At 41.3% G+C, this 24,706-nt stretch carries 22 protein-coding genes; 5 read left to right on the top strand and 17 right to left on the bottom strand.

The features are described 5' to 3' along the window. Positions 1-218: 218 nt before the first annotated feature. From clpB to rluD, 3 genes are all read right to left on the bottom strand, one after another. On the bottom strand, positions 219-2,795 hold the full coding sequence (gene clpB, locus SKA34_RS19670) for an ATP-dependent chaperone ClpB (RefSeq protein WP_006647247.1): 2,577 nt from the start codon (positions 2,793-2,795) through the stop codon (positions 219-221). A 163-nt stretch (positions 2,796-2,958) separates the two neighbouring features. Further along, the gene (pgeF, locus tag SKA34_RS19665) at positions 2,959-3,696 is read right to left on the bottom strand and encodes a peptidoglycan editing factor PgeF (protein WP_006647246.1); all 738 of its coding nucleotides are present in this window, start codon (positions 3,694-3,696) and stop codon (positions 2,959-2,961) included. Continuing rightward, positions 3,696-4,670 (bottom strand): 23S rRNA pseudouridine(1911/1915/1917) synthase RluD, encoded by a 975-nt coding sequence (gene rluD, locus SKA34_RS19660; RefSeq protein ID WP_006647245.1) that lies wholly within the window; start codon positions 4,668-4,670, stop codon positions 3,696-3,698. Before rluD ends, pgeF begins: the two co-directional genes overlap by 1 nt. Before the next feature lie 168 nt (positions 4,671-4,838). On the opposite strand from rluD, the gene bamD reads away from it, so the two are divergent. The 3 genes from bamD (at position 4,839) to pheA (ending at position 7,820) form a co-directional block, all read left to right on the top strand. Continuing rightward, the gene (bamD, locus tag SKA34_RS19655; RefSeq protein WP_006647244.1) at positions 4,839-5,567 is read left to right on the top strand and encodes an outer membrane protein assembly factor BamD; all 729 of its coding nucleotides are present in this window, start codon (positions 4,839-4,841) and stop codon (positions 5,565-5,567) included. 397 nt (positions 5,568-5,964) lie between these two features. Further along, positions 5,965-6,333, top strand: coding sequence for a ribosome hibernation-promoting factor, HPF/YfiA family (gene hpf / locus SKA34_RS19650; RefSeq protein WP_006647243.1), 369 nt, complete (start codon positions 5,965-5,967; stop codon positions 6,331-6,333). A gap of 311 nt (positions 6,334-6,644) precedes the next feature. Beyond that, positions 6,645-7,820, top strand: coding sequence for a prephenate dehydratase (gene pheA / locus SKA34_RS19645; RefSeq protein WP_006647242.1), 1,176 nt, complete (start codon positions 6,645-6,647; stop codon positions 7,818-7,820). 91 nt (positions 7,821-7,911) lie between these two features. On the opposite strand, the gene tyrA is transcribed toward pheA, so the two are convergent. The 8 genes from tyrA to ffh form a co-directional block, all read right to left on the bottom strand. Beyond that, on the bottom strand, positions 7,912-9,042 hold the full coding sequence (tyrA, locus tag SKA34_RS19640) for a bifunctional chorismate mutase/prephenate dehydrogenase (protein WP_006647241.1): 1,131 nt from the start codon (positions 9,040-9,042) through the stop codon (positions 7,912-7,914). Positions 9,043-9,061: 19 nt separating this feature from the next. Further along, positions 9,062-10,132, bottom strand: coding sequence for a 3-deoxy-7-phosphoheptulonate synthase (locus tag SKA34_RS19635; protein WP_006647240.1), 1,071 nt, complete (start codon positions 10,130-10,132; stop codon positions 9,062-9,064). Between the two features lie 260 nt (positions 10,133-10,392). Continuing rightward, a complete protein-coding gene (locus SKA34_RS19630) occupies positions 10,393-10,773 on the bottom strand; it encodes a DUF2799 domain-containing protein (RefSeq protein WP_006647239.1) in 381 nt (126 codons plus the stop codon). A gap of 282 nt (positions 10,774-11,055) precedes the next feature. After that, the gene (rplS, locus tag SKA34_RS19625; RefSeq protein ID WP_005371532.1) at positions 11,056-11,406 is read right to left on the bottom strand and encodes a 50S ribosomal protein L19; all 351 of its coding nucleotides are present in this window, start codon (positions 11,404-11,406) and stop codon (positions 11,056-11,058) included. A gap of 37 nt (positions 11,407-11,443) precedes the next feature. Continuing rightward, entirely contained in the window at positions 11,444-12,190 is a 747-nt protein-coding gene (trmD, locus tag SKA34_RS19620; protein WP_006647238.1) for a tRNA (guanosine(37)-N1)-methyltransferase TrmD, read from the bottom strand. Between the two features lie 20 nt (positions 12,191-12,210). Next, complete coding sequence (rimM, locus tag SKA34_RS19615) at positions 12,211-12,744, bottom strand: ribosome maturation factor RimM (RefSeq protein WP_006647237.1); 534 nt, start codon at positions 12,742-12,744, stop codon at positions 12,211-12,213. A 27-nt stretch (positions 12,745-12,771) separates the two neighbouring features. Next, on the bottom strand, positions 12,772-13,020 hold the full coding sequence (rpsP, locus tag SKA34_RS19610) for a 30S ribosomal protein S16 (RefSeq protein ID WP_006647236.1): 249 nt from the start codon (positions 13,018-13,020) through the stop codon (positions 12,772-12,774). A gap of 171 nt (positions 13,021-13,191) precedes the next feature. Continuing rightward, positions 13,192-14,559, bottom strand: a complete 1,368-nt coding sequence (gene ffh / locus SKA34_RS19605; RefSeq protein WP_006647235.1) for a signal recognition particle protein — start codon at positions 14,557-14,559, stop codon at positions 13,192-13,194. Positions 14,560-14,767: 208 nt separating this feature from the next. Between ffh and SKA34_RS19600 the strand changes: the two genes are divergently transcribed. Both SKA34_RS19600 and SKA34_RS19595 read left to right on the top strand, forming a co-directional pair. Then, a complete protein-coding gene (locus tag SKA34_RS19600; RefSeq protein ID WP_006647234.1) occupies positions 14,768-15,565 on the top strand; it encodes an inner membrane protein YpjD in 798 nt (265 codons plus the stop codon). A 111-nt stretch (positions 15,566-15,676) separates the two neighbouring features. Next, positions 15,677-16,948, top strand: a complete 1,272-nt coding sequence (locus SKA34_RS19595; RefSeq protein ID WP_039860963.1) for an HlyC/CorC family transporter — start codon at positions 15,677-15,679, stop codon at positions 16,946-16,948. Positions 16,949-17,002: 54 nt separating this feature from the next. Here the strand turns inward: SKA34_RS19595 and luxS are convergent, their stop codons facing one another. From luxS to SKA34_RS19565, 6 genes are all read right to left on the bottom strand, one after another. Beyond that, complete coding sequence (luxS, locus tag SKA34_RS19590) at positions 17,003-17,521, bottom strand: S-ribosylhomocysteine lyase (RefSeq protein ID WP_006647232.1); 519 nt, start codon at positions 17,519-17,521, stop codon at positions 17,003-17,005. A 77-nt stretch (positions 17,522-17,598) separates the two neighbouring features. Further along, positions 17,599-18,207 (bottom strand): hypothetical protein, encoded by a 609-nt coding sequence (locus SKA34_RS19585; RefSeq protein ID WP_006647231.1) that lies wholly within the window; start codon positions 18,205-18,207, stop codon positions 17,599-17,601. 195 nt (positions 18,208-18,402) lie between these two features. Then, positions 18,403-19,980: a glutamate--cysteine ligase gene (gene gshA / locus SKA34_RS19580; protein WP_198138509.1), complete on the bottom strand. Its 1,578-nt coding sequence runs from the start codon at positions 19,978-19,980 to the stop codon at positions 18,403-18,405. 147 nt (positions 19,981-20,127) lie between these two features. Beyond that, the gene (locus tag SKA34_RS19575; protein WP_006647229.1) at positions 20,128-22,977 is read right to left on the bottom strand and encodes a pitrilysin family protein; all 2,850 of its coding nucleotides are present in this window, start codon (positions 22,975-22,977) and stop codon (positions 20,128-20,130) included. A gap of 11 nt (positions 22,978-22,988) precedes the next feature. After that, positions 22,989-23,435, bottom strand: a complete 447-nt coding sequence (locus SKA34_RS19570) for a YqaA family protein (RefSeq protein ID WP_006647228.1) — start codon at positions 23,433-23,435, stop codon at positions 22,989-22,991. Positions 23,436-23,567: 132 nt separating this feature from the next. Continuing rightward, positions 23,568-24,704: a sodium ion-translocating decarboxylase subunit beta gene (locus SKA34_RS19565; protein WP_006647227.1), complete on the bottom strand. Its 1,137-nt coding sequence runs from the start codon at positions 24,702-24,704 to the stop codon at positions 23,568-23,570. Between the last annotated feature and the right edge of the window lie 2 nt (positions 24,705-24,706).

Raw genomic sequence — 24,706 nt, 5'->3', positions numbered from 1 at the left:
CGTTGCTAGCCAGTGGCTTACTCCGTGTCAGTGAGGTCGCATTATAGGGGGAGATTTTTTGCTGACAAGCCCTTTTTAAAAGAAAAATGCGCGTTTGAACAATCCTTAAACAATTCATCTTTTAATGATCAAGAATCCACCTAAAGAAGTCTTTTCATTAGATAAAAAACGCCCCACTTCAATGCAGAGCGTTTAGTCATAGTGATTAAATGAAATAATTAAATTTGCTCAGCAACAATTACATCATCTTTCACAGACAGTGTTATCACTTTACCCGGAACAAATTTACCTGATAACAAGTCTTGCGCTAGTGGGTTTTCAATATATTGCTGAATAGCACGTTTCAATGGACGCGCACCATAAACAGGATCAAATCCAGCTTCAGCAATCATATCTAACGCACTGTCTTCAACATCTAGACGGAAGTCATTTTCAGCGAGGCGTTTTTTCAATCGTTCAAGCTGAATGCTTGCAATATTCTTGATGTTTTCTTTACCAAGCGGGTGGAACACGACGGTTTCATCAACACGGTTTATAAACTCAGGGCGAAAATGTTGTCCAACAACGTCCATTACAAGTGCTTTGATCCCCTCATAGTCAAGGTTGCCGAAATGCTCTTGAATACGATCTGAGCCCAAGTTCGATGTCATGATGATCACCGTATTACGGAAATCTACTGTACGACCTTGACCGTCAGTTAAACGACCATCATCTAATACTTGAAGTAAGATATTGAACACATCAGGGTGTGCTTTTTCTACTTCATCTAGTAATACTACTGAATATGGACGACGACGAACCGCTTCTGTGAGGTAACCCCCTTCTTCATAACCGACGTAACCTGGAGGCGCACCCACTAGACGAGCGACTGAGTGTTTCTCCATAAATTCGGACATGTCGATTCGAACCATTGCTTCTTCACTATCAAACATAAAGTTAGCCAGTGATTTACATAGCTCTGTTTTACCTACACCTGTTGGGCCTAAGAATAAGAAAGAGCCAATTGGGCGTTGTGGATCAGCAAGACCTGCACGGCTACGACGAATGGCGTTAGCAACAGCGACGACCGCTTCATCTTGACCAATGACACGATGGTGTAATTCATCTTCCATACGAAGCAATTTATCACGTTCACCTTCGAGCATTTTTGATACCGGAATACCTGTCGCTTTTGATAAAACATCGGCAATTTCGGTATCAGTGACTTTGTTTTTCAACAAGGTCATTTCTTGCATTTCTGCTTGCGCAGCAAGATCTAACTGCTTCTCTAACTCAGGAATACGACCGTATTGTAGCTCTGACATGCGGTTTAAATCGCCAGCACGACGAGCAATTTCCACATCAGTACGCGCTTGTTCAAGCTCTGCTTTAATATGTTGAGTACCTGACAGTGCTGCTTTTTCAGCATTCCACACTTCTTCAAGCTCTGCATATTCGCGCTCTTTTAGATCAAGTTCTTCAAGCAGATCACTGAGACGTTTATTACTTGCAGCATCATCTTCTTTTTCTAGCGCTTGCTGTTCAATCTTAAGTTGAATAATACGACGCTCAAGACGATCTAATGATTCAGGCTTTGAATCAATTTGCATACGAATGCTTGATGCCGCTTCATCGATAAGATCAATTGCTTTATCAGGTAACTGGCGATCTGAAATGTAACGATGTGACAATGTTGCAGCAGCTACAATTGCAGGATCGGTAATTTCCACATGGTGATGAAGCTCGTAACGCTCTTTCAAACCACGAAGGATCGCAATGGTATCTTCCACACTTGGTTCATCCACCAGCACTTTTTGGAAACGACGTTCAAGTGCTGCATCTTTCTCAATATACTGACGGTATTCATCTAATGTTGTAGCACCGACACAATGAAGCTCACCACGTGCCAATGCAGGTTTTAGCATATTACCGGCATCCATTGAGCCTTCGCCTTTACCTGCACCAACCATGGTGTGAATTTCATCGATGAACAAAATTACACGGCCATCTTCTTGCGATAACTCATTAAGTACCGCTTTTAAGCGCTCTTCAAATTCACCACGGAATTTTGCACCTGCAATCAATGAGCCCATGTCGAGAGAAAGAACACGCTTATCACGTAAACCTTCAGGTACTTCACCATTAACAATACGTTGTGCTAACCCTTCAACAATCGCGGTTTTACCCACACCTGGTTCACCAATGATCACTGGGTTATTTTTGGTACGGCGTTGCAATACTTGAATAGTACGGCGAATTTCATCATCACGACCGATAACAGGATCAAGCTTGCCCTGCTCAGCACGTTCGGTTAAATCAACAGTATATTTTTCCAGTGCTTGACGATTTTCTTCGGCATTAGGATCATCGACTTTCTGTCCACCACGAACTTGATCAATCGCTTGTTCAATATTTTTCGCCGTTAAACCTAATTCTTTAAATAGCTCACCCAATGGGCCTTTATCTTCAGCCGCCGCTAAAATAAATAGCTCTGAAGAAATGAATTTATCTTTCCGCTTTTGTGCCAACTTATCGCACATATTAAGCAGTACGCCCATACCATGTGAAAGCTGAACTTCACCACCAATACCCGTTACTTTAGGCATGCGATCTAATAGCTCAGCTAAGCGTGAACGTAACTGGGTAATATCGATGTTCAAAAGGGTGAGCAACGGACGCACGGTGCTACCATCTTGATTAAGCAAAGCCACCATAAGGTGTGCAGGCTCGATATACTGATGGTCTCGTCCTAGAGCCAGCGACTGAGCATCAGATATTGCCGATTGAAATTTGCTGGTAAATCGGTCAAGACGCATAAGTTCTCCCAATAAATATAATTAAACTAATGCTATATATATGGATACTTGAGATATATTTTTCAACTCTAGAAATCGTAATATAATGCTGCAAAAAAAAAGCGAGCGATCTTTATTAAGATCACTCGCTTAGCAATAATTAATGTCGTTAACCAATTACGTACTATTTATTATCCACTAACCAAATCAACGAGGCCTGACGACCTGTTACCGCTTGTCGTCGATAGGAGTAGAACTGCTGTTCATCAGTCAAAGTACAATACCCTCCACCATAAACAGCTGTGATACCTAATCGATTCAAACGCTGCTTTGCTAGTAAATACAAATCAGCCAACCATTTCTCACCATGCGGAATAAAAGCATCTTCTGCATTCGGATCGGCTGCCATAAATTGTTCTCGAACTTCACCACCGACCTCAAATGCAGTAGGCCCAATAGCCGGACCTAACCACGCCATAATATCGCTTGTGTTGCAGTGGAATTTTTCCACTGCATGCTCAATCACACCTGTAGCCAGTCCTCGCCATCCGGCATGAACCGCAGCAACTTCTGTTCCTTGCTTATCGCAAAATAAAACAGGTAAACAGTCAGCAGTCATGATGGCACAGGCTAATCCCGGAGAACGAGTAAAGCTACCATCAGCATCTGGTACTGATGAGAGTTCAGCATTAAGCTCAATCACATCAGCACTATGGATTTGATTCAGCCATGCAGGAGAATCCACTAGACCACAATGTTGTTTCAACAATTCACGGTTTTGATTAACAACAGCTTCATCATCCCCAACATGTAAACCTAAGTTCAATTCATGATATGGAGCAGCACTAATCCCCCCAAAACGGGTCGTACTTATCGCGCGCACATGTTTCGAGGCTGGCCAGTTAGGAATAATGACTTTCATTAATAATCGTCTTCGTTATTTTCTTGCGTGTCTTTACGCAAAATATCAATCATCGCCACCATATCAATTGGTAGCGGTGCATGCCATTCCATCTTTTCACCAGTGATAGGGTGATCTAATCGCAGCATACGCGCATGCAGTGCTTGTCGATCAAACGCACGCAATGCCTGAATAAACTCAGGAGATGCGTCACGTGGCGGACGAGGACGACCACCATAAATCACGTCACCAATTAAAGGGTGGCTCATGTATGACATATGAACACGGATCTGGTGCGTACGGCCCGTTTCAAGACGTAATACAATACGTGTATGTTCACGGAAACGTTCAGCAACACGGTAATGGGTGATCGCATCTTTACCCATTTCATGTACCGCCATACAAATACGCTTGGTTGAGTGACGACCAATTGGTTTTTCAATCGTGCCACCACCCGTCATCTGACCGATAGCTAACGCTTCATACTCACGCGTAATCTTACGCTTTTGTAGTGCACGAACTAAACGTGTTTGAGCTTGAATCGTTTTTGCAACCACCATCAATCCTGTGGTGTCTTTATCCAAACGGTGAACGATACCCGCACGCGGAACCTCCGCCAAAGATGGGCAATAATGCAATAACGCATTCAAGATCGTACCATCTGGCGTGCCTGCACCTGGGTGAACAACAAAGTCACGCGGTTTATTGATAACAAGAATGTCATCATCTTCGTAAACGATGTCGAGAGGAATATCCTGTGCGACCCAACGAACTTCATCTTCGATCTCAGCTTGGATAAATAGCTCTTCGCCACCCATCATTTTTTCACGAGGTTTCTTGACGACATCGCCATTCACTGAAACCATACCGTTTAAAATCCAATCTTTAATGCGCGAACGCGAATAATCTGGATATAATTGAGCAATAACCTGATCCAGGCGCATGCCTAATTGGTTTTCACCAACTGTGTTTGTCAATTCTATTTGCTGTGCCATAGCGAACTTTTTAAAAAAGCGTGAGACTAATAGTCATACGCTGCGTAAAATGGACCAAGCTTGAAACTATGCTTGATGTAACCTATATAGTGTCATTGTATCTGTTAACGGCTCTAACCGTAATGGATCGAGCAAAATAAAATTTTTATCAAGGAAACTAACGCCGCAATGAAACGCCTGACAATCACGACTCTTCTTGCCGTAGCCCTTCTTTCAGGCTGTTCGAGTAAAGAAGATGTAATACCAGATGTGCCACCTTCAAACTTATATGCAACTGCACAAACCGCTTTGCAAAAAGGAAATTGGACATCGGCTATCGAACAATTAGAAGCGCTAGATTCACGTTACCCATTTGGTGCTTATTCCGATCAAGTACAGCTAGATCTTATTTATGCTTACTATAAAAGTGATGATTTAGCCCTGGGTGAGGCAACGATTGAACGTTTTTTACGTTTAAACCCCGACCATCCACAAGCTGACTGGGTTGTGTATATGCGTGGTTTAACACATATGGCTCAAGATCGTAGCTTTATGCATGATATGTTTAATATCAATCGATTTGACCGTGATCCAACACCATCTCGCCAAGCCTTCAAGGATTTTAAATACCTTTTAGAGCGTTACCCTGAAAGTGAATATAGTGCAGATGCTAAAACACGTATGATCTTTTTGAAAAACCGTTTAGCGAATTATGATTTGGCTACTGTGGATTTCTATATTCGTCGTGAAGCATGGATTGCAGCAATTAACCGTTGCCAGCAAATACAACGTTTATACTCAGATACAGAAGCTGCACGCCAATCTTTAGCGCTGGAAAAAACAGCCTATGAAAAGCTGAACTTGCAAAAAGAAGTTGAACGCACCGATAAATTGATGAAATTAAATCCAGCTAACTAACCATTAGCGCATTTTGTTTTATAAAAAAATGGCAGCTTAGAAATAAGCTGCCATTTTTTATACTTAAAATAGTGTTTAATTTTTAACATTAATTAATGTTTTTATCACTACACTGACTAGTTACAACGACTAAAAAATGTTCATTTCATTAAAATTCTTATATAAAACCCCTAGTTAGCACTAGCCACTAGCATTTTACCTTCCTGCATACTGCCTTAAATATCATTCTCATCTCAAGTACTTTTTATAAACTTTTTTGCTACAAATCCAAGATGATCACAGATTTTTTTGCTGATAATTATTAAAGACAATAACGTGATACAGATCACGTTATTAAGTTCTAGATTTAGTACTCTGAATTCAACCCAACGAAGGGTAGCAAACGAGGAAGATAATTATGACATTAGAAATCACTGGTAAAAACATCGATATCACCCCGGCTATCCGTGAGCGTTTTGAATTTAAGTTCAATAAGTTAGAAAAACTTCAGGTGCCGCTAATCAAAAAACACGTTGTGATTAGCAAAGAGCCAAGTAAGCAATTTAAAGTCGAGGCTGCAGTAAACGTTGCCGGAGGACAACTCGTTGCTTCTGCAGAGCATGACGACCTGTTTGGTGCGATTACAGAGCTTTATCAAAAGCTTGACCGACAGTTGAAAAAACAAGCTCACAAACCTAATGCTCGCCGTGCGAGCCATAGTGAAAAGCCAGAAGTGGCTGAAGAAAAAGTAGAACTAGATGAAGTAGAGCTAGACGACGCATACTAGAACATCATAAGGATTTTAAAACAGCCCCGCTTATGCGGGGCTGTTTGTTTCTAGCAATACTGTTCTCATTATCTCAACATAACAATATTAATCTTCTCTCATTATTTCCATTCTTAGCACTAGCCACTAATCTACTTGACAATAAATAGTGTGCTGCATAATGTGGCTTAAGATAAAAAGTGACCATTTCGCTTATATCATCGCAGCTTATCTATTCATCAACTCTTTCGTATCAATTCACATTAGTATGATATGAGACGTAAGCGACGATATAAGCTATCGCTATACTCGGAAATCAGATAGGGACGCCAATGACCGATACTCGCTATTCTCTCGATGACATTCGTCAAAATGTCAGTCGTATCGATAACGCTTTACTTGAACTACTGGCAGAGCGAAGAGCGCTTAGTCTAGAGGTCGCTAAAAGTAAAATTAGCACCGCTAAACCTGTACGCGATCAAACACGTGAACACGAATTACTTTTAAAACTGATAGAAAGTGGCAAGCTTCATCAATTAGATGCGCAATATGTTACGCAGATCTTCCATACCATAATTGAAGACTCCGTATTATTTCAACAAGCTTACCTACAAAAACTAGCCAATCCAGATAGTGCGAATCCAACTGCACGTGTCGCTTTCCTTGGTGCTAAAGGCTCATACTCTTATTTAGCAAGCCGAAATTATTTTAGCCGTAAACAAACCAACCTGGTTGAACTAAGTTGTTCTACTTTTCGAGATATTTTCAATACTGTCGAAACAGGTAATGCTGATTACGGTGTCTTACCCATTGAAAATACTAGCTCAGGCTCAATCAATGAAGTGTATGATTTACTGCAACACACAAGTCTTTCTATTGTGGGCGAGATAACCCAACCTATCGAACATTGCCTACTTACTGCTGTCGATACGAAACTTGAACATATTGATACCTTATATTCTCACCCACAGCCACACCAACAATGTAGCGAGTTCCTTCATAGCATGGGGAGCATAAAGCAAGAATATTGTTCAAGTACCGCTGAAGCGATGGAGCAAGTAGCCGAGCTAAAACAACCGAATGTTGCAGCTATTGGTAATGCATCAAGCGGCGAATTGTATGGTTTAACCTCAATTAAATCAGATATTGCCAATCAGCAAGAAAACTTTACCCGCTTTATTATCGTAGCGCGTAAACCTGTTGATGTAACATCCTTGATCCCAGCGAAAACCACTTTAATTATGTCGACAGCACAAAAAGCAGGTTCATTGGTTGAATGTTTACTGGTGCTGAAAAATCTTAATATCAATATGAGTAAGCTGGAATCACGCCCTGTAATTGGCAACCCATGGGAAGAAATGTTCTATGTGGATGTCGAGGTCAATCTTAAATCAGATGTGATGCAGCAAGCGCTAGAAGAACTCACCCGCCTAACCCGCTTTATTAAAGTATTAGGCTGTTATCCAAGTGAAAATGTCGCGCCAACAGAAGTTGAGCTCCTCGACTAAAATGTACATATAACAAAAAGCCCGTTATGACATTCTCTTTCGAGTAATAATGACATGACGGGCTCTTTTATTTTAACTATCAGAAAATTAACTACGATTTACGGTGAGTTGAATCGTTCGCCTGCCTAAGCAGTCCCTGGCTCTCTGATAAAAAATGTTCGGCGTAATCGCCAAACCATCCTGATACTTGACCAAAAGCTTGCTTAAACGCATCTTTATCTTGAGCATCTAGCATTTCAATTGCTTCACCAAAGCGCTGATGGAAACGTTTGATCATCGCAATATTCTGTGGCGCTGACATAATAATATCACCGTACAATTGCGCATCTTGAGCAAACAAACGTCCTACCATCGCGAGTTCTAAGCGATAGATAGGTGAACTTAACGACATTAATTGCTCTAACTTTGGATCTTCTTCAGCAAGGTGAACACCATAAACAAACGACGTAAAGTGACGTAATGCTTGGATCAAGGTCATCCCCTGATCATGTTCAATCGCACTAATTCGATTCAGTGATGCGCCCCAAATTTGAAACTGCTCCAACACCCATTGGTAACTTTCTGGATTTCGTCCATCACAGTACACAATAACCTGTTTCGCAAGACTTGGAATATCAGGACCAAACATTGGGTGTAACCCAACCACAGGTCCTTTATGCACTTCTAACATCGCTTGTAATGGACCACTTTTAATCGATGTTAAATCAGCAAGTAAACAGTCTTTAGGTAAATTATCGAGTTTTGCAATCACCATCTCTGTTAAATGGATAGGAACAGAAACAACGACCATACCTGCATCATGCAATATTTCATCGGCACGATCCCAGTCTTGGCTACCTAATGTTTTAACTTGGTAACCCGACAGTTCAAACAAACGACAAAACAATTTCCCTAACTGACCATGACCACCAACAATAACAATTGGTCGCAATTGTGGATTTAAACATTTAAAGCCAGAATCATTTTCGCTCGAATAAGATTCACGCATCGTTCGACGAAGTACATCTTCGATAAGATCCGCTGGTACCCCTTGACGTTCCGCCTCTTCACGACGAGATGCCAACATTGCGGCTTCACGATCTGGGGCATAAATAGGTAAGCCATGCTGACTTTTCACGACGCCGACCTGCTCAACTAACGCGAGTCGTTGAGCCAATAGCTCAACCATTTGACGATCTACATCATCAATTTGATCTCTTAATTTGCTTAACTCAGCAACCATGATTTTTTTTTATCCGTAATTATTTAATTCGATCTTGTAAGAACGGCACTAATTCCTTATGTGCCTGACGCAGTAGTTTCTCAGTGGTGTCCCAACCAATACATGCATCAGTTATCGATACACCGTACTTCATTTCATCTCGAGGAAGATCGGCACTCTGGTTCCCTTCATCAAGGTGGCTTTCGATCATCAATCCTATAATAGACTGATTTCCTTCGCGGATCTGATGAATTACATCTTCAGCTACCAAAGGCTGGCGACGATAATCTTTACGAGAATTAGCGTGGCTACAGTCTACCATTAAGGCTGGTGAAAGACCGGATCCGACCATCTCGTTTTCACACTCTCTAACTGACACTGAATCGTAATTAGTTTGCTTACCGCCACGTAAAATAACATGACCATCAGGATTACCTTCAGTATTTAGCAGAGCAACTTGCCCATCAGGGTTAATTCCCATAAATTTATGGCCTGACGCAGCCGCTTGCATCGCATTAATCGCTGTTGCCAAGCTACCATCAGTACCATTTTTAAAGCCTACAGGCATTGATAGTCCACTTGCCATTTCACGGTGGGTTTGTGACTCTGTCGTACGCGCACCAATTGCAGCCCAACTAAATAAATCACCTAAATATTGCGGACTAATGGGATCAAGTGCTTCGGTCGCTAAAGGAATACCATCTTCCACTAAGTCGACTAATAGCTGACGACCAATATGCAAGCCTTCTTCAACAGCAAATGAACCATTAATATATGGGTCGTTAATTAAACCTTTCCACCCCACAGTAGTGCGTGGCTTTTCAAAATAAACTCGCATAACAATATAGAGTTGATCGCTAAGCTCTTCTGCTAATAGCTTTAACTTATGTCCGTAAGCTTTTGCTTGCTCAACATCATGAATAGAACAAGGCCCACACACGACCAATAAACGATGATCGCGCTTATGAATAATATCTGCGATGGTTTGACGTGATTGCTCCACAAAAGACAACGCTTGTTTAGAGACAGATAAGTCTTGTTTCAACTTTGCTGGCGTAATAAGAACAGATTCATCTTCGATATGAACGTTATTGAGTTGGTCTTTTTGCATAGTGGCATCCTTGTCATTGATTTGTTAGCGCGAAACACAATCCCTGTTTCGTTATCACTATATCCATTAGTAACATTATGCCAACAAACATAACAAGTCTTGATGACCTATTGCAATAGTAGTGTAAATAAAAAACACCACCCGTAAACAATAGTTTACAGGCGATATTTTGGAATAAGAAAAACACTTCTATCGCTAGCTTAAACGTCATTTAAAATAATGGTAACCGTAAGAAAGTTGCTTTAAATGAGTCTATTTACTTAAAAATGCGGCTCCATTGTCCCATAGCGTTCAAACCCTTGTTGCCATTTAGCTTTAAAAAGTGGAACCTCACGACGATATTCACAAATTCCCCAATTCACTTTTCCTTGCTCACCTAACTGCAATACATGCTCAATAGAACAGTAATTATCACGACCTTTACTATAGCCTTGCAGATACTCTTGATAGTTAGGTGTTTCTGTCGCGTCATATTTATCTGAAATTTTATCGAGTTGTGTGGTTGTTAGCGCAACTCGACCACCAGCACCGTCATAAAAACCGAGCTTTTCAAAGTTTCCTTTGCTGATCAAAGAGGACTGTGTGACACAGCCAGATAGAAGCACGACAGAAGAGAGAGTTAAAATAGGAAGTACTTTCATAACATTTCCTTGGCTATAAAATCAAAGAAGATTGAGAAGCAAAAAGACGTAGTGTTATTCAGCTTCTTACCTGTTATAAATTTTATACAATATGTTCTCAATTCAACCTAGCATAATAGTGCAAACTTTATACTTAATTAGAGCCTATTCAGTAAATATACAGCGCTTTTCATCTATTTAAATACTCATTCATATTAAAGCTACCAAATGGCTAATTTACAGATATAAAAAAAGCCCACCTTTCGGTGGGCTTTTCAATTAAACGTCAAGCGTTTAAAGCTATTACTTAGATAGCTTCTCACGGATACGTGCTGATTTACCAGAACGCTCACGTAGGTAGTACAACTTGGCACGACGTACTGCACCACGACGTTTAACAGTAATGCTGTCAACTACTGGAGAGTGAGTTTGGAACGCACGCTCAACACCTTCACCGTTCGAAATCTTACGAACAGTAAATGCAGAATGTAGACCACGGTTACGGATTGCGATTACAACGCCTTCAAAAGCCTGTAGACGCTCACGGTCACCTTCTTTTACCTTAACTTGAACAACAACAGTGTCACCTGGTGCGAAAGTCGGTAGGTCTGTTTTTAGCTGCTCTTGCTCAAGAGCTTTAATGATGTTACTCATTTGGTATATACCCTAGAATAAACTGATACTAAATTAATTAAATGCTTGCTTTATGTTCGCGGATAAATTCCGCTAGCAAGAATTCCTGATCGTCAGTCAGAGCTAGGTTTTCCAGGAGCTCTGGTCTTCTTAGCCATGTACGGCCCAGCGATTGTTTTAATCGCCAGCGACTAATATCTTTATGATTGCCAGACATTAATACCGAGGGTACTTCCTGTCCGTCCAACAATTCTGGTCTTGTATAATGAGGACAATCTAGCAAGCCATTTGCAAAAGAATCTTCTTCTGCTGACGCAAAGTCTCCCAGTACGCCCGGAACAAACCGAACAACTGCATCCACCAACGTCATAGCAGGTAGTTCACCACCCGTTAACACAAAATCGCCGATAGACCATTCTTCGTCTACCTCTTGTTGGATAATGCGCTCATCAACCCCTTCATAGCGGCCACAAATAAGAATCAGATTCTCATTTTGCGCTAACTCCTCAACACCAGCCTGATCCAGCTTACGGCCCTGAGGGGAAAGGTAGATTATTTTAGCCTTACCTTTTGCAGACTGTTTGGCAGTGTGAATGGCATCGCGCAAAGGCTGCACCATCATCAACATACCCGGTCCACCACCGTATGGTCGATCATCTACCGTACGATGTTTGTCGTGCGTAAAATCACGAGGATTCCACGTATCAACAGTCAAAAGGCCTTTTTTTACCGCCTGGCCTGTTACCCCAAAATTGGTAATGGAAGAGAACATTTCAGGAAAAAGGCTGATTACACCAACCCACATGTTACTCACCTTACCAGAGGTTAAAACTCAGGATCCCAGTCAACTTCGATCCGCTGAGCAGTGCGATCAATCAACTTGATGACCTGCTCATCGAGGAACGGAATTAATCGTTCCTTCTGCCCGAAAGCATCTTTTAAATTCGCCTTAACAACTAACACGTCGTTTGAACCTGTTTCCAGGATGTCAGTAACCTTACCTAGATCGTAACCTTCGGTAGTGAATACAGACATACCAAACAACTCACGCCAGTAGAATTCTTCATCTGACAGTGCTGGTAATTGTTCAGCCAATACAGCGACTTCAGCATTAGTGAAAACTTGGGCATCCTCGCGGATATCCATGCCTTCTAGCTTAGCCACCAGACCTTGGCCATGGCGTTTCCATGATTCAACATGGATCTCTTTCCACTCACCTTTGACTTTAATAAGCCAAGGGGTGTAAGAGAAAATGCTTTCAGATTGTTCGGTGTAGGAAAAAACTTTGAGCCAACCCTTGATACCGTAGGTGGCACCCAGTTTACCGACAATAATGTGGTCTTGGTTTTTACTGCTCATCGTTTTTCTTCTACCTTAATAATCAAATTAAGCTGCTTTCGCTGCATCTTTGATTAGTTTTTCTGCGCGGTCAGTCACAGAAGCGCCTTGACCTACCCAGTGGTTTACGCGATCTAGGTCTAGACGTAGACGCTCTTCTTGACCCTTAGCTAGTGGGTTGAAGAAACCGATTTGCTCGATGTTACGACCGTCACGTGAACAACGTGAGTCAGCAACAACGATTTGATAGAATGGACGCTTCTTAGCGCCGTGACGTGCCAAACGAATGGTTACCATATCGTCCTCTTTGCATTACTGTAAATTAAATTGGCCCCGCTTAAAAAACGGGGCCCGTGCCAAAATAAAGCCTCGGAATTTTACTCTTTAGAACGACGAATGCAACTGCTTTAGTTACTTTTTCGCCAGCAAAATAACCAATCAACCTTAAAATCTTTTAAAATCATAAATTTAGCGCCAGGGGAACATTCCACCACCAGGCACCATCCCCTTCATTTGGCGCATCATATTCTTCATTCCACCCTTTTGCATTTTCTTCATCATCTTCTGCATTTGGGTAAATTGCTTCAATAAACGGTTCACATCTTGTACTTGTGTACCTGAACCTGCAGCAATACGCTTTTTACGTGAACCTTTGATAAGTTCAGGATGTGCACGCTCGCCTTTAGTCATTGAATTTATGATAGCTTCCATTTGAACGAACACTTTATCGTCCACTTTATCTTTCACATCAGACGGTAGTTGTGACATTCCAGGAAGCTTATCAAGCATTCCCATCATACCGCCCATGTTTTTCATTTGTTGAAGTTGGCTACGGAAGTCTTCTAAATCAAAGCCTTTTTTGTCTTTGAATTTCTTCGCTAGCTTTTCTGCTTCTTGCTTATCAACGTTACGTTCTAAATCTTCGATTAAAGAAAGAACGTCACCCATACCTAAGATACGAGAAGCAACACGGTTTGGATGAAACGGTTCTAACGCGTCAGTTTTTTCACCAATACCTAAAAATTTAATTGGCTTACCAGTAATATGACGTACTGATAACGCTGCACCGCCACGGGCATCACCATCCACCTTAGTTAAGATCACACCAGTTAATGGTAATGCATCATTAAAGGCTTTAGCTGTGTTAGCCGCATCTTGACCTGTCATGGCATCAACCACGAACAATGTCTCAACAGGGTTTAATGTTTTATGGACATCTTTAATCTCACCCATCATCTCTTCATCAACGTGAAGACGACCCGCTGTATCGACAATGACCACATCGTAGAATTTAAGCCTACCGTGCTCAAGCGCCGCTTTTGCGATCTCGACAGGTTTCTGTTCTACGTTTGATGGGAAGAAATCAATACCAACATCACCCGCTAGCGTCTCAAGCTGCTTGATTGCCGCAGGACGGTATACATCAGCAGAAACAACCAATACTTTTTTACTATCACGCTCTTTTAATAGCTTACCTAATTTACCGACGCTGGTTGTTTTACCTGCACCTTGTAAACCTGCCATTAAAATAACAGCTGGCGGTTGGCAACTTAAATCCAAGCCTTCGCTTTCTTCACCCATTACCGCTTCAAGTTCAGCTTGAACGATTTTGATGAACTCTTGACCTGGAGTTAAACTTTTTGATACTTCAGTACCAACAGCGCGCTCTTTTACACGCTTAACGAATTCACGAACAACGGGCAGCGCAACATCAGCCTCGAGCAATGCCATGCGTACTTCACGCAGAGTATCCTTGATGTTGTCATCCGTAAGGCGACCACGGCCGCTGACATTTTTAAGCGTTCGCGATAAACGCTCGGTTAAATTTTCGAACATGTGGTGCTACTCGCTCGTTACGCAACTCAATTAAAATTGCAAAATCACTAAAATTGGTACAAGTATACCGTAAAAAAACCTTCGTTTTCATGTAATCCTCTGTCACTTTTAGGTATTACGTTGGCGATGAAGGTTTGAGCAAGGTATAATTGCAGCTCTAAAACCTTATAAAATAGCCATTAGTTAATACGGAGCTATCTCATTTATTATGGATATGTTACTTGCTATTCCAGCAGTTGGCTTTTATCTCATTGCACTGTTGCTGGTTATTCCAGGACTTGCTAACAATAACGGCATAAAAGTTACCCCAGTTTTTGCCGCAGCCTGTATGGCAATTATTTTTCATATCCTACTGCTTAAAGATCTTATCTTTGCAGGCGCAGGACAAAACCTCAGTATTCTTAACGTTGCTTCGTTAATCAGCGTAATTATTGCCAGCTTGACTACAGTAGCAATGTTAAAAATGCGGATTTGGTTTTTATTACCAGTCATATACAGTTTTGCTGCTATCAACTTAGCGGCTTCAGCCTTATTGCCTGGTGCTTTTATTACCCATTTAGAAGCACATCCGCAAGTATTACTGCATATTTCTCTTGCTTTGTTCTCATATTCAACCCTTATGGTTGCGAGCCTATATGCTATTCAATTAGCATGGCTTGATCATAAGCTAAAACATAAAAAGAGCTTAGCAATGAATCCTAATATTCCTCCATTAATGATGGTTGAACGTCAACTTTTCAAGATCATTATTGTTGGATATGCGTTATTAACTGCCACCTTACTCACTGGCTATCTATTTATTAACGATATCATAGCTCAAGGTAAAACCCATAAAGCGATACTATCATTATTAGCTTGGGGTGTTTACAGTGTCTTACTATGGGGACATTACCAACAAGGTTGGCGTGGACGCAGGGTAATTTGGTTCAGCCTCATTGGTGCATTTCTACTCACACTGGCTTACTTTGGGAGCCGGTTCGTAAAAGAAATCATCATTGGCATGTAATTACTGTTACCTCTCATATATTTATATAAAATATTTCTATAATTACAATACTTATAATTTTGCCCTTTATACGGGGCTTTAGCTTGCATAAAACATTAAGGGTTACGACTTTTGGACGAGATCTCCACAGGTGTACTATTCTCTCTACTTATTTTAATGATCGTTCTATCGGCTTATTTCTCCAGTTCAGAAACAGGCATGATGGCGCTAAACCGCTACAAACTACGCCACATGGCCAACCAAGGCCATAAAGGAGCCAAACGTGTCGAGAAACTACTTTCTCGTACTGATCGCTTAATTGGCCTAATTCTGATCGGCAATAATTTAGTTAATATTTTAGCGTCAGCAATTGCGACTATTCTTGGTATGCGTCTTTATGGCGATGCAGGTGTGGCAATTGCAACGGGTGCCCTGACTATTTTGATCCTTGTCTTTGCAGAAGTAACCCCTAAGACGGTAGCTGCGCTCTATCCTGAACGTGTCTCTTATGCCAGCAGCATCATCTTAAACATTTTAATGAAAGTGCTTTATCCATTAGTGTGGTTTGTTAATGGGATCACCAGTGCGTTTCTTTTCATTTTAGGATTAAAGAACAGCAATAACAGTTCATCTAAACTAAGCTCAGAAGAATTGCGTACCATTGTCAACGAAGCTGGCGGCTTAATCCCACGTCGTCACCAAGATATGCTGTTATCGATTCTTGATTTAGAAAATGTCACCGTTGAAGACTTAATGGTACCGCGCAGTGAGATCGCGGCGATTAACGTGAATGATGATTGGAAATCAATAGTCCGCCAACTAAGTCATTCAGCCCATGGTCGTATCGTACTTTACCGCGACAACATTGATGAAGTTGTAGGAATGCTACGTGTACGTGAAGCCTACCGCCTAATGATGGACAAAAACGATTTCAGTAAAGAAAATCTATTACGTGCGGCTGATGAAGTCTATTTCATTCCAGAAGGCACCCCACTGAACATTCAGCTTTTGAAGTTCCAACGTAATAAAGAGCGTATCGGTTTAATTGTTGACGAGTATGGTGATATTCAAGGCTTGATCACAGTAGAGGATATTCTTGAAGAGATCGTCGGGGAATTTACAACATCGATTGCACCAACGTTAGCAGAAGAAATCACGGCACAAAGTGATGGTAGCTTGATGATTGAAGGCAGCGCTAACATTCGCGATTTGAATAAAAGCTTAAATTGGAAATTACCTACGGATGGCCCTCGTACTTTAAATGGTCTTATCCTCGAACATCTTGAATATATTCCAGATAATAAAGTTAGCTTCATGATTGCGAATCATAAAATGGAAATCGTTGAGGTTTCAGGCAATATGATAAAGCTGATTAAAGTGTTACCCAACACGCAAAATAAGTGATAAAAAGCCGACGCAATGTCGGCTTTTTCTATTTAAAACCAAATAAGAGCAGTCTTACTTCACTTTTAAGTCCTGTAGCATTGTTTCAGGCAAAGCAAGCTCATCATTTTTATTCACAAGGATACCTTGCGACAAAATAGTTGAGGCAATATTTTTTGCTTCTTCTAATGAATGCATATCATAAGTACCACACTGGTATTCATTAAGCTCTGGAATTTGATTTTGTGATTCTACTTTCAACACATCTTCCATTGCCGCTTTCCAGCTTGCAGCAACCACTTCTTCAGTAGGTGTGCCGATTAAGCTCATGTAGAAACCAGTACGACATCCCATAGGCGAGATATCGATAATCTCGACATTATTTGAATTAAGGTGCGCACGCATAAAACCGGCATAAAGATGCTCAAGAGTATGAATCCCACGCTCACTTAAAATATCAACGTTTGGACGACAAAAACGTAAATCAAACACCGTAATGGTATCACCTTTTGGTGTTTGCATCGTCTTTGCAACACGTACTGCTGGCGCATTCATTTTAGTATGATCAACAGTAAAACTATCGAGTAATGGCATTGTTTGCTTCTCCTTGCACGTCAATCCTGACTTATTCAATTATTGGTACTTTTTCTGTATTCGCAACTTGTTACAGTCTAAAACCACCAGCTTCTATTACTTTCTAATTCTTTACGGCACTGCTTTAACTGCCAACCATAATTCTTTGATTGTTGCTCTACTTTACGCGCAACCTTGGTTAACCATGGCTTTTTCCAATATGTTCCACGCTTAAACCCACCTCGACCTTCGTGATAAGCCAAGTACTGACGATAAGCATCCCATTTAGAAATACCTAATTGACGATGCGTTTCATGGGTATACCAACCAACAAATTGTAATGAATCACCGAAATCAGTACGTGAACCACCATGACCTGTGTGTTTTTGAAAATCCTCCCATGCTGGATCTTGCGCTTGTGCGTAACCATAAGCACTGCTTACACGTCCCCAAGGAATAAAACCAAGTATATAGTTTTTCGGTGGCTGAGCATCATGACGGAAGCTACTTTCTTGTTTAATGATAGCCATTGCAACATTGATAGGCGTTCCCCACTCTTTTTGCATATCAACAGCGTCATCATACCAACTAGGATATTGACGAAAAATATTACAAATATTCGATTGATCTCGTGGTGGCGCAGAAGCACATCCTGAAACAATGAGGGTTATTCCAAACAACAAAAATAAACGAAGAGATCGCTGCATATATCACCCACATTCCATTAAAGACATTTATCAAGTAATACATTATATAGGGATGGAGGTTAACAGTAGCTAAAGAAGAGATTTCATCATCCATGTAAAATGTATATATCAGTAAAGACTAAAAATAATAAGCTGAAACCATCCAGACCCCAGCTTTTATTCGTTTGAAAGAAGATACTCTTTCGTTGTCACTCTTTACAAGCCAACATGAATATCGGCAAAGTAATTATCGAGATAATCATCAAATGAAACTGTATCATCACGCTCGATCTGTTGCTGTTTTTCTACTGAATTATGAACTTCTTGTTCAAATGTATTGGCATCATAAAAACGGAATTTTTTTGCTTTTAAGTTCTCAGCATGTTGCGCTGCTAACTTATAGCCAAGATTACCAATGCCTTGTTCCATTTTGATTTGCTCAAGTAACTGTGCTGATAGCGTACGTTCAGGATGGTAGATCCAACCTAATAAACGCTCACATGTTTGTTGGTAGTGAGTGTTACCGTTTAGCTCATCAATGGTTTTCGCTACTTGCTCTAACTCAGCAAAGACACGAGAGCCCCAATCTTGAAGGCTTAAACGCTCACCCGCACAACCAATCTTAAGCATCAACTCTGGATTACGACCATCGATAACAACACGATTCCAGTTATCACGCCAACAAGCAAGCTCACTATCATCCATATCAGCAGACGGTGTTAATACCGCCCATGTTAGGAATAAATCAAGGAAACGTACCTGATCTTCATTGATCCCAATCGGGCTAAATGGATTCACATCTAATGAACGCACTTCGATGTACTCAACACCACCACGTTTAAGCGCTTCTGATGGTTTTTCACCACTTTTCGTTACACGTTTAGCTCGAATTGGCGCATACAGCTCATTTTCAATTTGTAAAACATTGCTATTTAACTGACGACGTTCGCCGTCAACGACAACGCCGATTTCAGCAAAATCTACTGATGGTGTATGAATCGCTTGATTTAAACCATCGAGGTACTGCTCTAAACTATTAAAGCCAATTTTTAATGCACTTTGCGCATTATTGGTATACCCCAAGTCACTTAAACGTAATGCTGTCGATTTCTCTAAGTAATATGTGCCGGTGCCCACTTTGCTAAATGATTCCTTCACTTTGTCGTCTTTGATAAAAGAACCACAAAGTGCAGGAGACGCACCAAATAAATAAGGAATTAACCAACCAAAACGGTAATAGTTACGGATCAAACCAAAGTACGCATCAGAAACCGATTCCTGGCGCTGTTCAGGCATTTGCTCACCAAACAAGGCATCCCAAAAACTATCAGAGAATGAGAAGTTAAAATGAACACCGGAGATAATCTGCATCACACTACCGTAGCGATGTTTTAAACCTTCGCGGTATAGCGTTTTCATTCGCCCAGTATTCGAAGAGCCATATTGCGCTAAGGTAATATCATCTTGCGAGTCAACAAAACAAGGCATCGACATTGGCCATAAACGCTCACCATCCATTTTGCTTAGGGAAAATTTATGGATATCTTCAAGTTGCCATAACAGCTGATCAACGTCGGTTGATACTGGTATAATAAATTCCAACAATGATTCGGCAAAATCAGTTGTGATCCACTTATTGGTTAATGCGGAGCCTAATGCAACAGGGTGAGGTTTTTGGGATAAATGCCTATCCTCAGTAATGCGAAGTGACTCTCGTTCAAGTCCACGTCCAAACTGGGTTAGTGCGTCAGCATGAGTAGAAAGCTGCTGTAACCTCTGTGAAAAATCCATCAAGGTTATTCTCGTTTTAATCTAATTTAAGGGAAATAGAGTAATCATTATTGAATCTGATTACCATCATTTATATCAGCAAAACTTGCGAAAGACTTTTACTAAGCAGTAACAACTAGCACTCAGTGCTAGTTGTTACTGAATACCCAATTACTTGGTTAATGTAAGTAGATGAATAGGTAAGCCTAATACCTTCAATTGTGGCTCCAATGTCTTCGCATCACCCACCACAATAATTTGATAATCTTTTGGGTTAAACCATTTCTGAGCTAAGTTATCCATGGTCGTTTTAGTAATCGTATCGACAATCTGGTTTCGCTGAGCGACAAAATCTTTTGGTAAATCATAAGTTAATATATTACCTAACAAGGATGCTTTTTGACTTGGCGTCTCATAACTCAAGGCATCTTTTTGCCCCACAGCTAAACGCATAAAGTTAACCTCTTTATCGGTTACCCCTAATGTACTCATTTTCTTCAACTCGGCGAGAAACTCTTTTATAGATGCAACCGAGGCATCAGCTCTAACTTGAGCATAATAAACCCCTACACCCACTTCTTTTCCACCACTAAAATAGCCCCCTGCGCCATAAGTAAAGCCTTTATCTTCACGTAGATTCATGTTGATACGGCTATTAAAGTTACCCGCTAAATTAAAGTTAGCCAATTGAGTTTTAAAAAGCTCACCTGCGGCATCAAATGGCATTCCATGACGCACTAAACGGATTACGGTTTGCGGTGCGTCCGCTTTATTTACCAACCATATTGCTTGTTGCTTCAACACAGGTAATTTTTGTGGTGCGATACTTGGCGCAGGTTCTCCTTGCCATTGCCCGATAGGTGCTAACGCTTGTACTAGTTTCGCTTGTGTTATATCCCCCACCACTACTGCATCAGCACTGTTAGGAGTATAATAACGATGATAGAAGTCTTTCACATCTTGCAGGGTAATATTGCTCAACGTTTGCTTGGTACCATCCGTTGGACTCCCAAACACAGTACCTTTAAATAAGACTTCTCGTGTTGCTTGCCCCGCTAACCAATCCGGACTTTGATGCTCATAAACAATACCTTCAATCATCTGCTTTTTAAGGCGCTTAAAATCACTTTCTTTAAAGGCGGGATGGAAAAGACGTTGCTCTAATAACGCCATCGTTTCAGGTAAGTTCTTAGTTAGCGTACTGAGTGAAATCGTGGTGCCATATAATCCAGCCTGTACTGAAATATTACTGCCAAGAGTATCTAACTTAGATGCCATTTGCTCTGCGGTATATTTCTCAGAGCCTTCATTCATCATCGTAGCTGTAAGCTCAGCTAAACCTTCTTTACTTGCCGGATCTAAACGACGCCCTGCAGGTACAGTTAACTGCAAACTGATCGTTGGGGTTTCTTGATACTGGGTACCAACCACTTTGATCCCATTCTCGAGGCTGAACTCATACAGTGTGGGCATGACGGCTTTCACTGGCTTTGAAGCCTTTGGCATCACTGAACGATCAAAATTATCTTTAACCGTGCGGTAAGCTAAATCTTGATCTTTGATCTTGGTATTTTTAGGCAACACACGTGGCGCTGGCGCATAATTGGGTTTCGCCGCTTGAAGCTGTAATTCACCATGCGGCACAACACTGAGCGTGACACTTGGATGTTGATAAATATACTGGTTATACGCACGCATTACGCTTTGCGTATTCACCTTATCAATGTTCGCTAAATCCGTTGAGATATAATTAGGGTTACCAAAGAAAGTCTGATAAGCCGCAAGTTGTGACACCTTACCGCTGACACTTTGTAAACCATAAATAGCACTCGCCTCAACCGAGCCTTTTATTTCATCCAGTTGGGCTTTATTAATCCCTTGCTTATCGATGCCATTAATGATCGACATAACGTCTTTACGCAATTCATCTAAATGGCCTTTATCGCCACTCGGTGCCATCGCATACACATACATAGTACACGCCAATTCCGCACAGTCTTGGAATGCCCCTGCATCAACGGCTTTACCTGTCTTCACCAATCTTTGATGAAGTAAGCTATTCGTGCCACTCCCTATCACTTGCCCTAACATATCCAGTGAGGGTTGTTGCTCGGCGCCTAAATACGCTGTCGGCCAGCCCATCATTAACATAGGCTGCTTAATATTATCTTGTAGCGTAATGTAACGTTCAGAAGGTAACGTCACTGGTTGCTTAGGTGCATCCTTTGCTTCAGGGCCGCGCGGAATAGAGCCAAAATACTTATTTACCCACTCCAGTGTTTGCGCTTTATTAATATCGCCACCAATAGTTAACGTCGCATTATTTGGTCCATACCAACGAAGGAAAAAGGCTTTAAGATCGTTGACATCAACACGATCTAAATCTTCAACATAACCAATGGTTTGCCATGAATACGGATGACTACGAGGGTATAACGCTTCCGCCATTTTTTCATAAATTAAACCATACGGGCGGTTTTCAAAGTTTTGTGCACGTTCATTTTTCACCGTATCTCGCTGAATTTCAAACTTACGCTGTGAAACCGCATCCAGTAAAAAACCCATACGATCTGACTCAAGCCATAAGGCTTTCTCTAATTGATTCGCTGGGACTGTTTCAAAGTAATTCGTGCGATCACGGTTAGTACTACCATTTAAATTACCGCCAGCTTCTGTAATCAATTTAAAATGCTGTTGATCACCAACATGCTTAGAGCCTTGAAACATCATATGCTCAAAGAAGTGGGCAAAGCCTGATTTACCTTGTTGCTCTCGCGCAGAGCCCACATGGTAAGTCACATCCACATTCACTAACGGATCAGAGTGATCCGGCGATAAAATAACAGTCAACCCATTAGCCAAACGGTATTTGCTATAAGGAATCACAGCTTTCCCTTGTACCGCTTTAACTTGCTCAATAAACGTTACCCCTTTGGGTAACACTTGGGTGGTCTGCTGTTCAGTAAATTGAGTACAACCTGTCAATGACACTACGGCTGCACCCAGGATCCATTTTTTCACGCTCGAGTTCCTTAAAACGATAATGATGGGAAAAGTCCCAATACGATTGCGGCTAATACGATATAACGTAATGTTTTGCCAATTAAAATGACAACTGCACACCACCAAAATCGCATCCGTAGCCAGCCTGCCGCTAAACATAAGGGATCACCAATAATTGGCATCCAGCTAAGTAGCAAACTCCAGTAGCCATATTTTTTTAGCCACAATAACGCTTTATGACTCTGTTTTTGCTCTGAAGTTTTATCTGGTAGTAAAAGTCCTAACCAATAATTAGTTAATCCACCTAAGGTATTACCTATCGCAACGACTGCGATTATTTGCCATATCGGGTTATCCCCTAATTTTACAGCAGCGATAAGATTCGCTTCAGATCCACCGGGTAACAATGTGGCACTAAGAAATCCGGTCGCAAATAGAACCCATAAGCCCGTATCACCGGTAAATAAATCAGTCATGTCTGTCGCCTTTTTATTAGGAAGGCAAAGTGTGCCATTTGAAGCGATAACTGAACAATATTTTTATATTGTCATTAAATAAAAAAAGGCAGCGAAACGCTGCCTTTTTAACTAGATAGTGAAAGAAATACCTTAACTTCCACCCACCAATGCTAACAAGATACCAGCAGCAACAGCAGAGCCCAATACACCAGCTACGTTTGGTCCCATTGCATGCATCAATAAGAAGTTTTGAGGGTTTGACTCTAAACCCACCTTATTCACCACACGTGCAGCCATAGGAACAGCAGATACACCTGCAGCACCAATTAATGGGTTAATTGGCTCTTTACTAAAGCGGTTAAGCGCTTTTGCCATTAATACACCACCACCAGTACCAACACTAAATGCAACCGCACCAAGCACCAAAATACCTAATGTTTCGATTTGTAGGAATGTCGCAGCTTCAAGTTTTGAACCAACACCTAAACCAAGCATGATAGTCACAATGTTAATAAGCTCGTTCTGTACTGTATTTGACAGACGATCAACCACACCAGATTCACGCATTAAGTTACCTAAACAGAACATACCAACAAGTGGGGTTGCTGATGGTAGGAACAAGATTGTCATTAGCAACACCGCTAATGGGAACAATACTTTTTCCATCTTCGTCACATGACGAAGCTGTTGCATCTGAATTTGACGTTCTTCAGGTGTTGTTAATGCTTTCATGATCGGTGGCTGGATAATCGGAACAAGAGCCATATAGCTATATGCCGCAACCGCAATTGCACCTAAAAGATCTGGTGATAAACGGCTTGCAAGGAAAATAGCGGTAGGACCATCCGCACCACCAATGATAGCGATTGATGACGCATCAGCGAGCGTAAATTCCATACCCGGTATAACATTCAGTACAATTGCACCAAACAAGGTAAAGAAAATACCAAACTGCGCCGCCGCACCTAATAACAGAGTTTTAGGGTTAGCAATCAAGGCACCAAAATCAGTCATGGCCCCAACACCCATAAAGATCAGCAATGGAAAAATTCCCGTTTCAATCCCCACATAATAGATGTAGTACAGCAGACCACCTGGATCGGTGAAACCAGCATTAGGGATATTGGCAAGAATGGCACCAAATCCCATCGGCAATAGCAATAACGGCTCAAAGCCCTTACGAATAGCCAAAAACAGTAGACCACACCCAACGATGATCATCACGATCTGACCAAACTCGAAGTTCGCGATCCCTGTTTCGGCCCAGAGTTTTAATAAACCTTCCATGG

Origin of the sequence: Photobacterium sp. SKA34, from assembly GCF_000153325.1 — a bacterium.
Lineage (GTDB): Bacteria > Pseudomonadota > Gammaproteobacteria > Enterobacterales > Vibrionaceae > Photobacterium.
The sequence above is the reverse complement of the archived record's forward strand: the minus strand, read 5'-3'. Positions and strand labels throughout refer to the sequence as shown.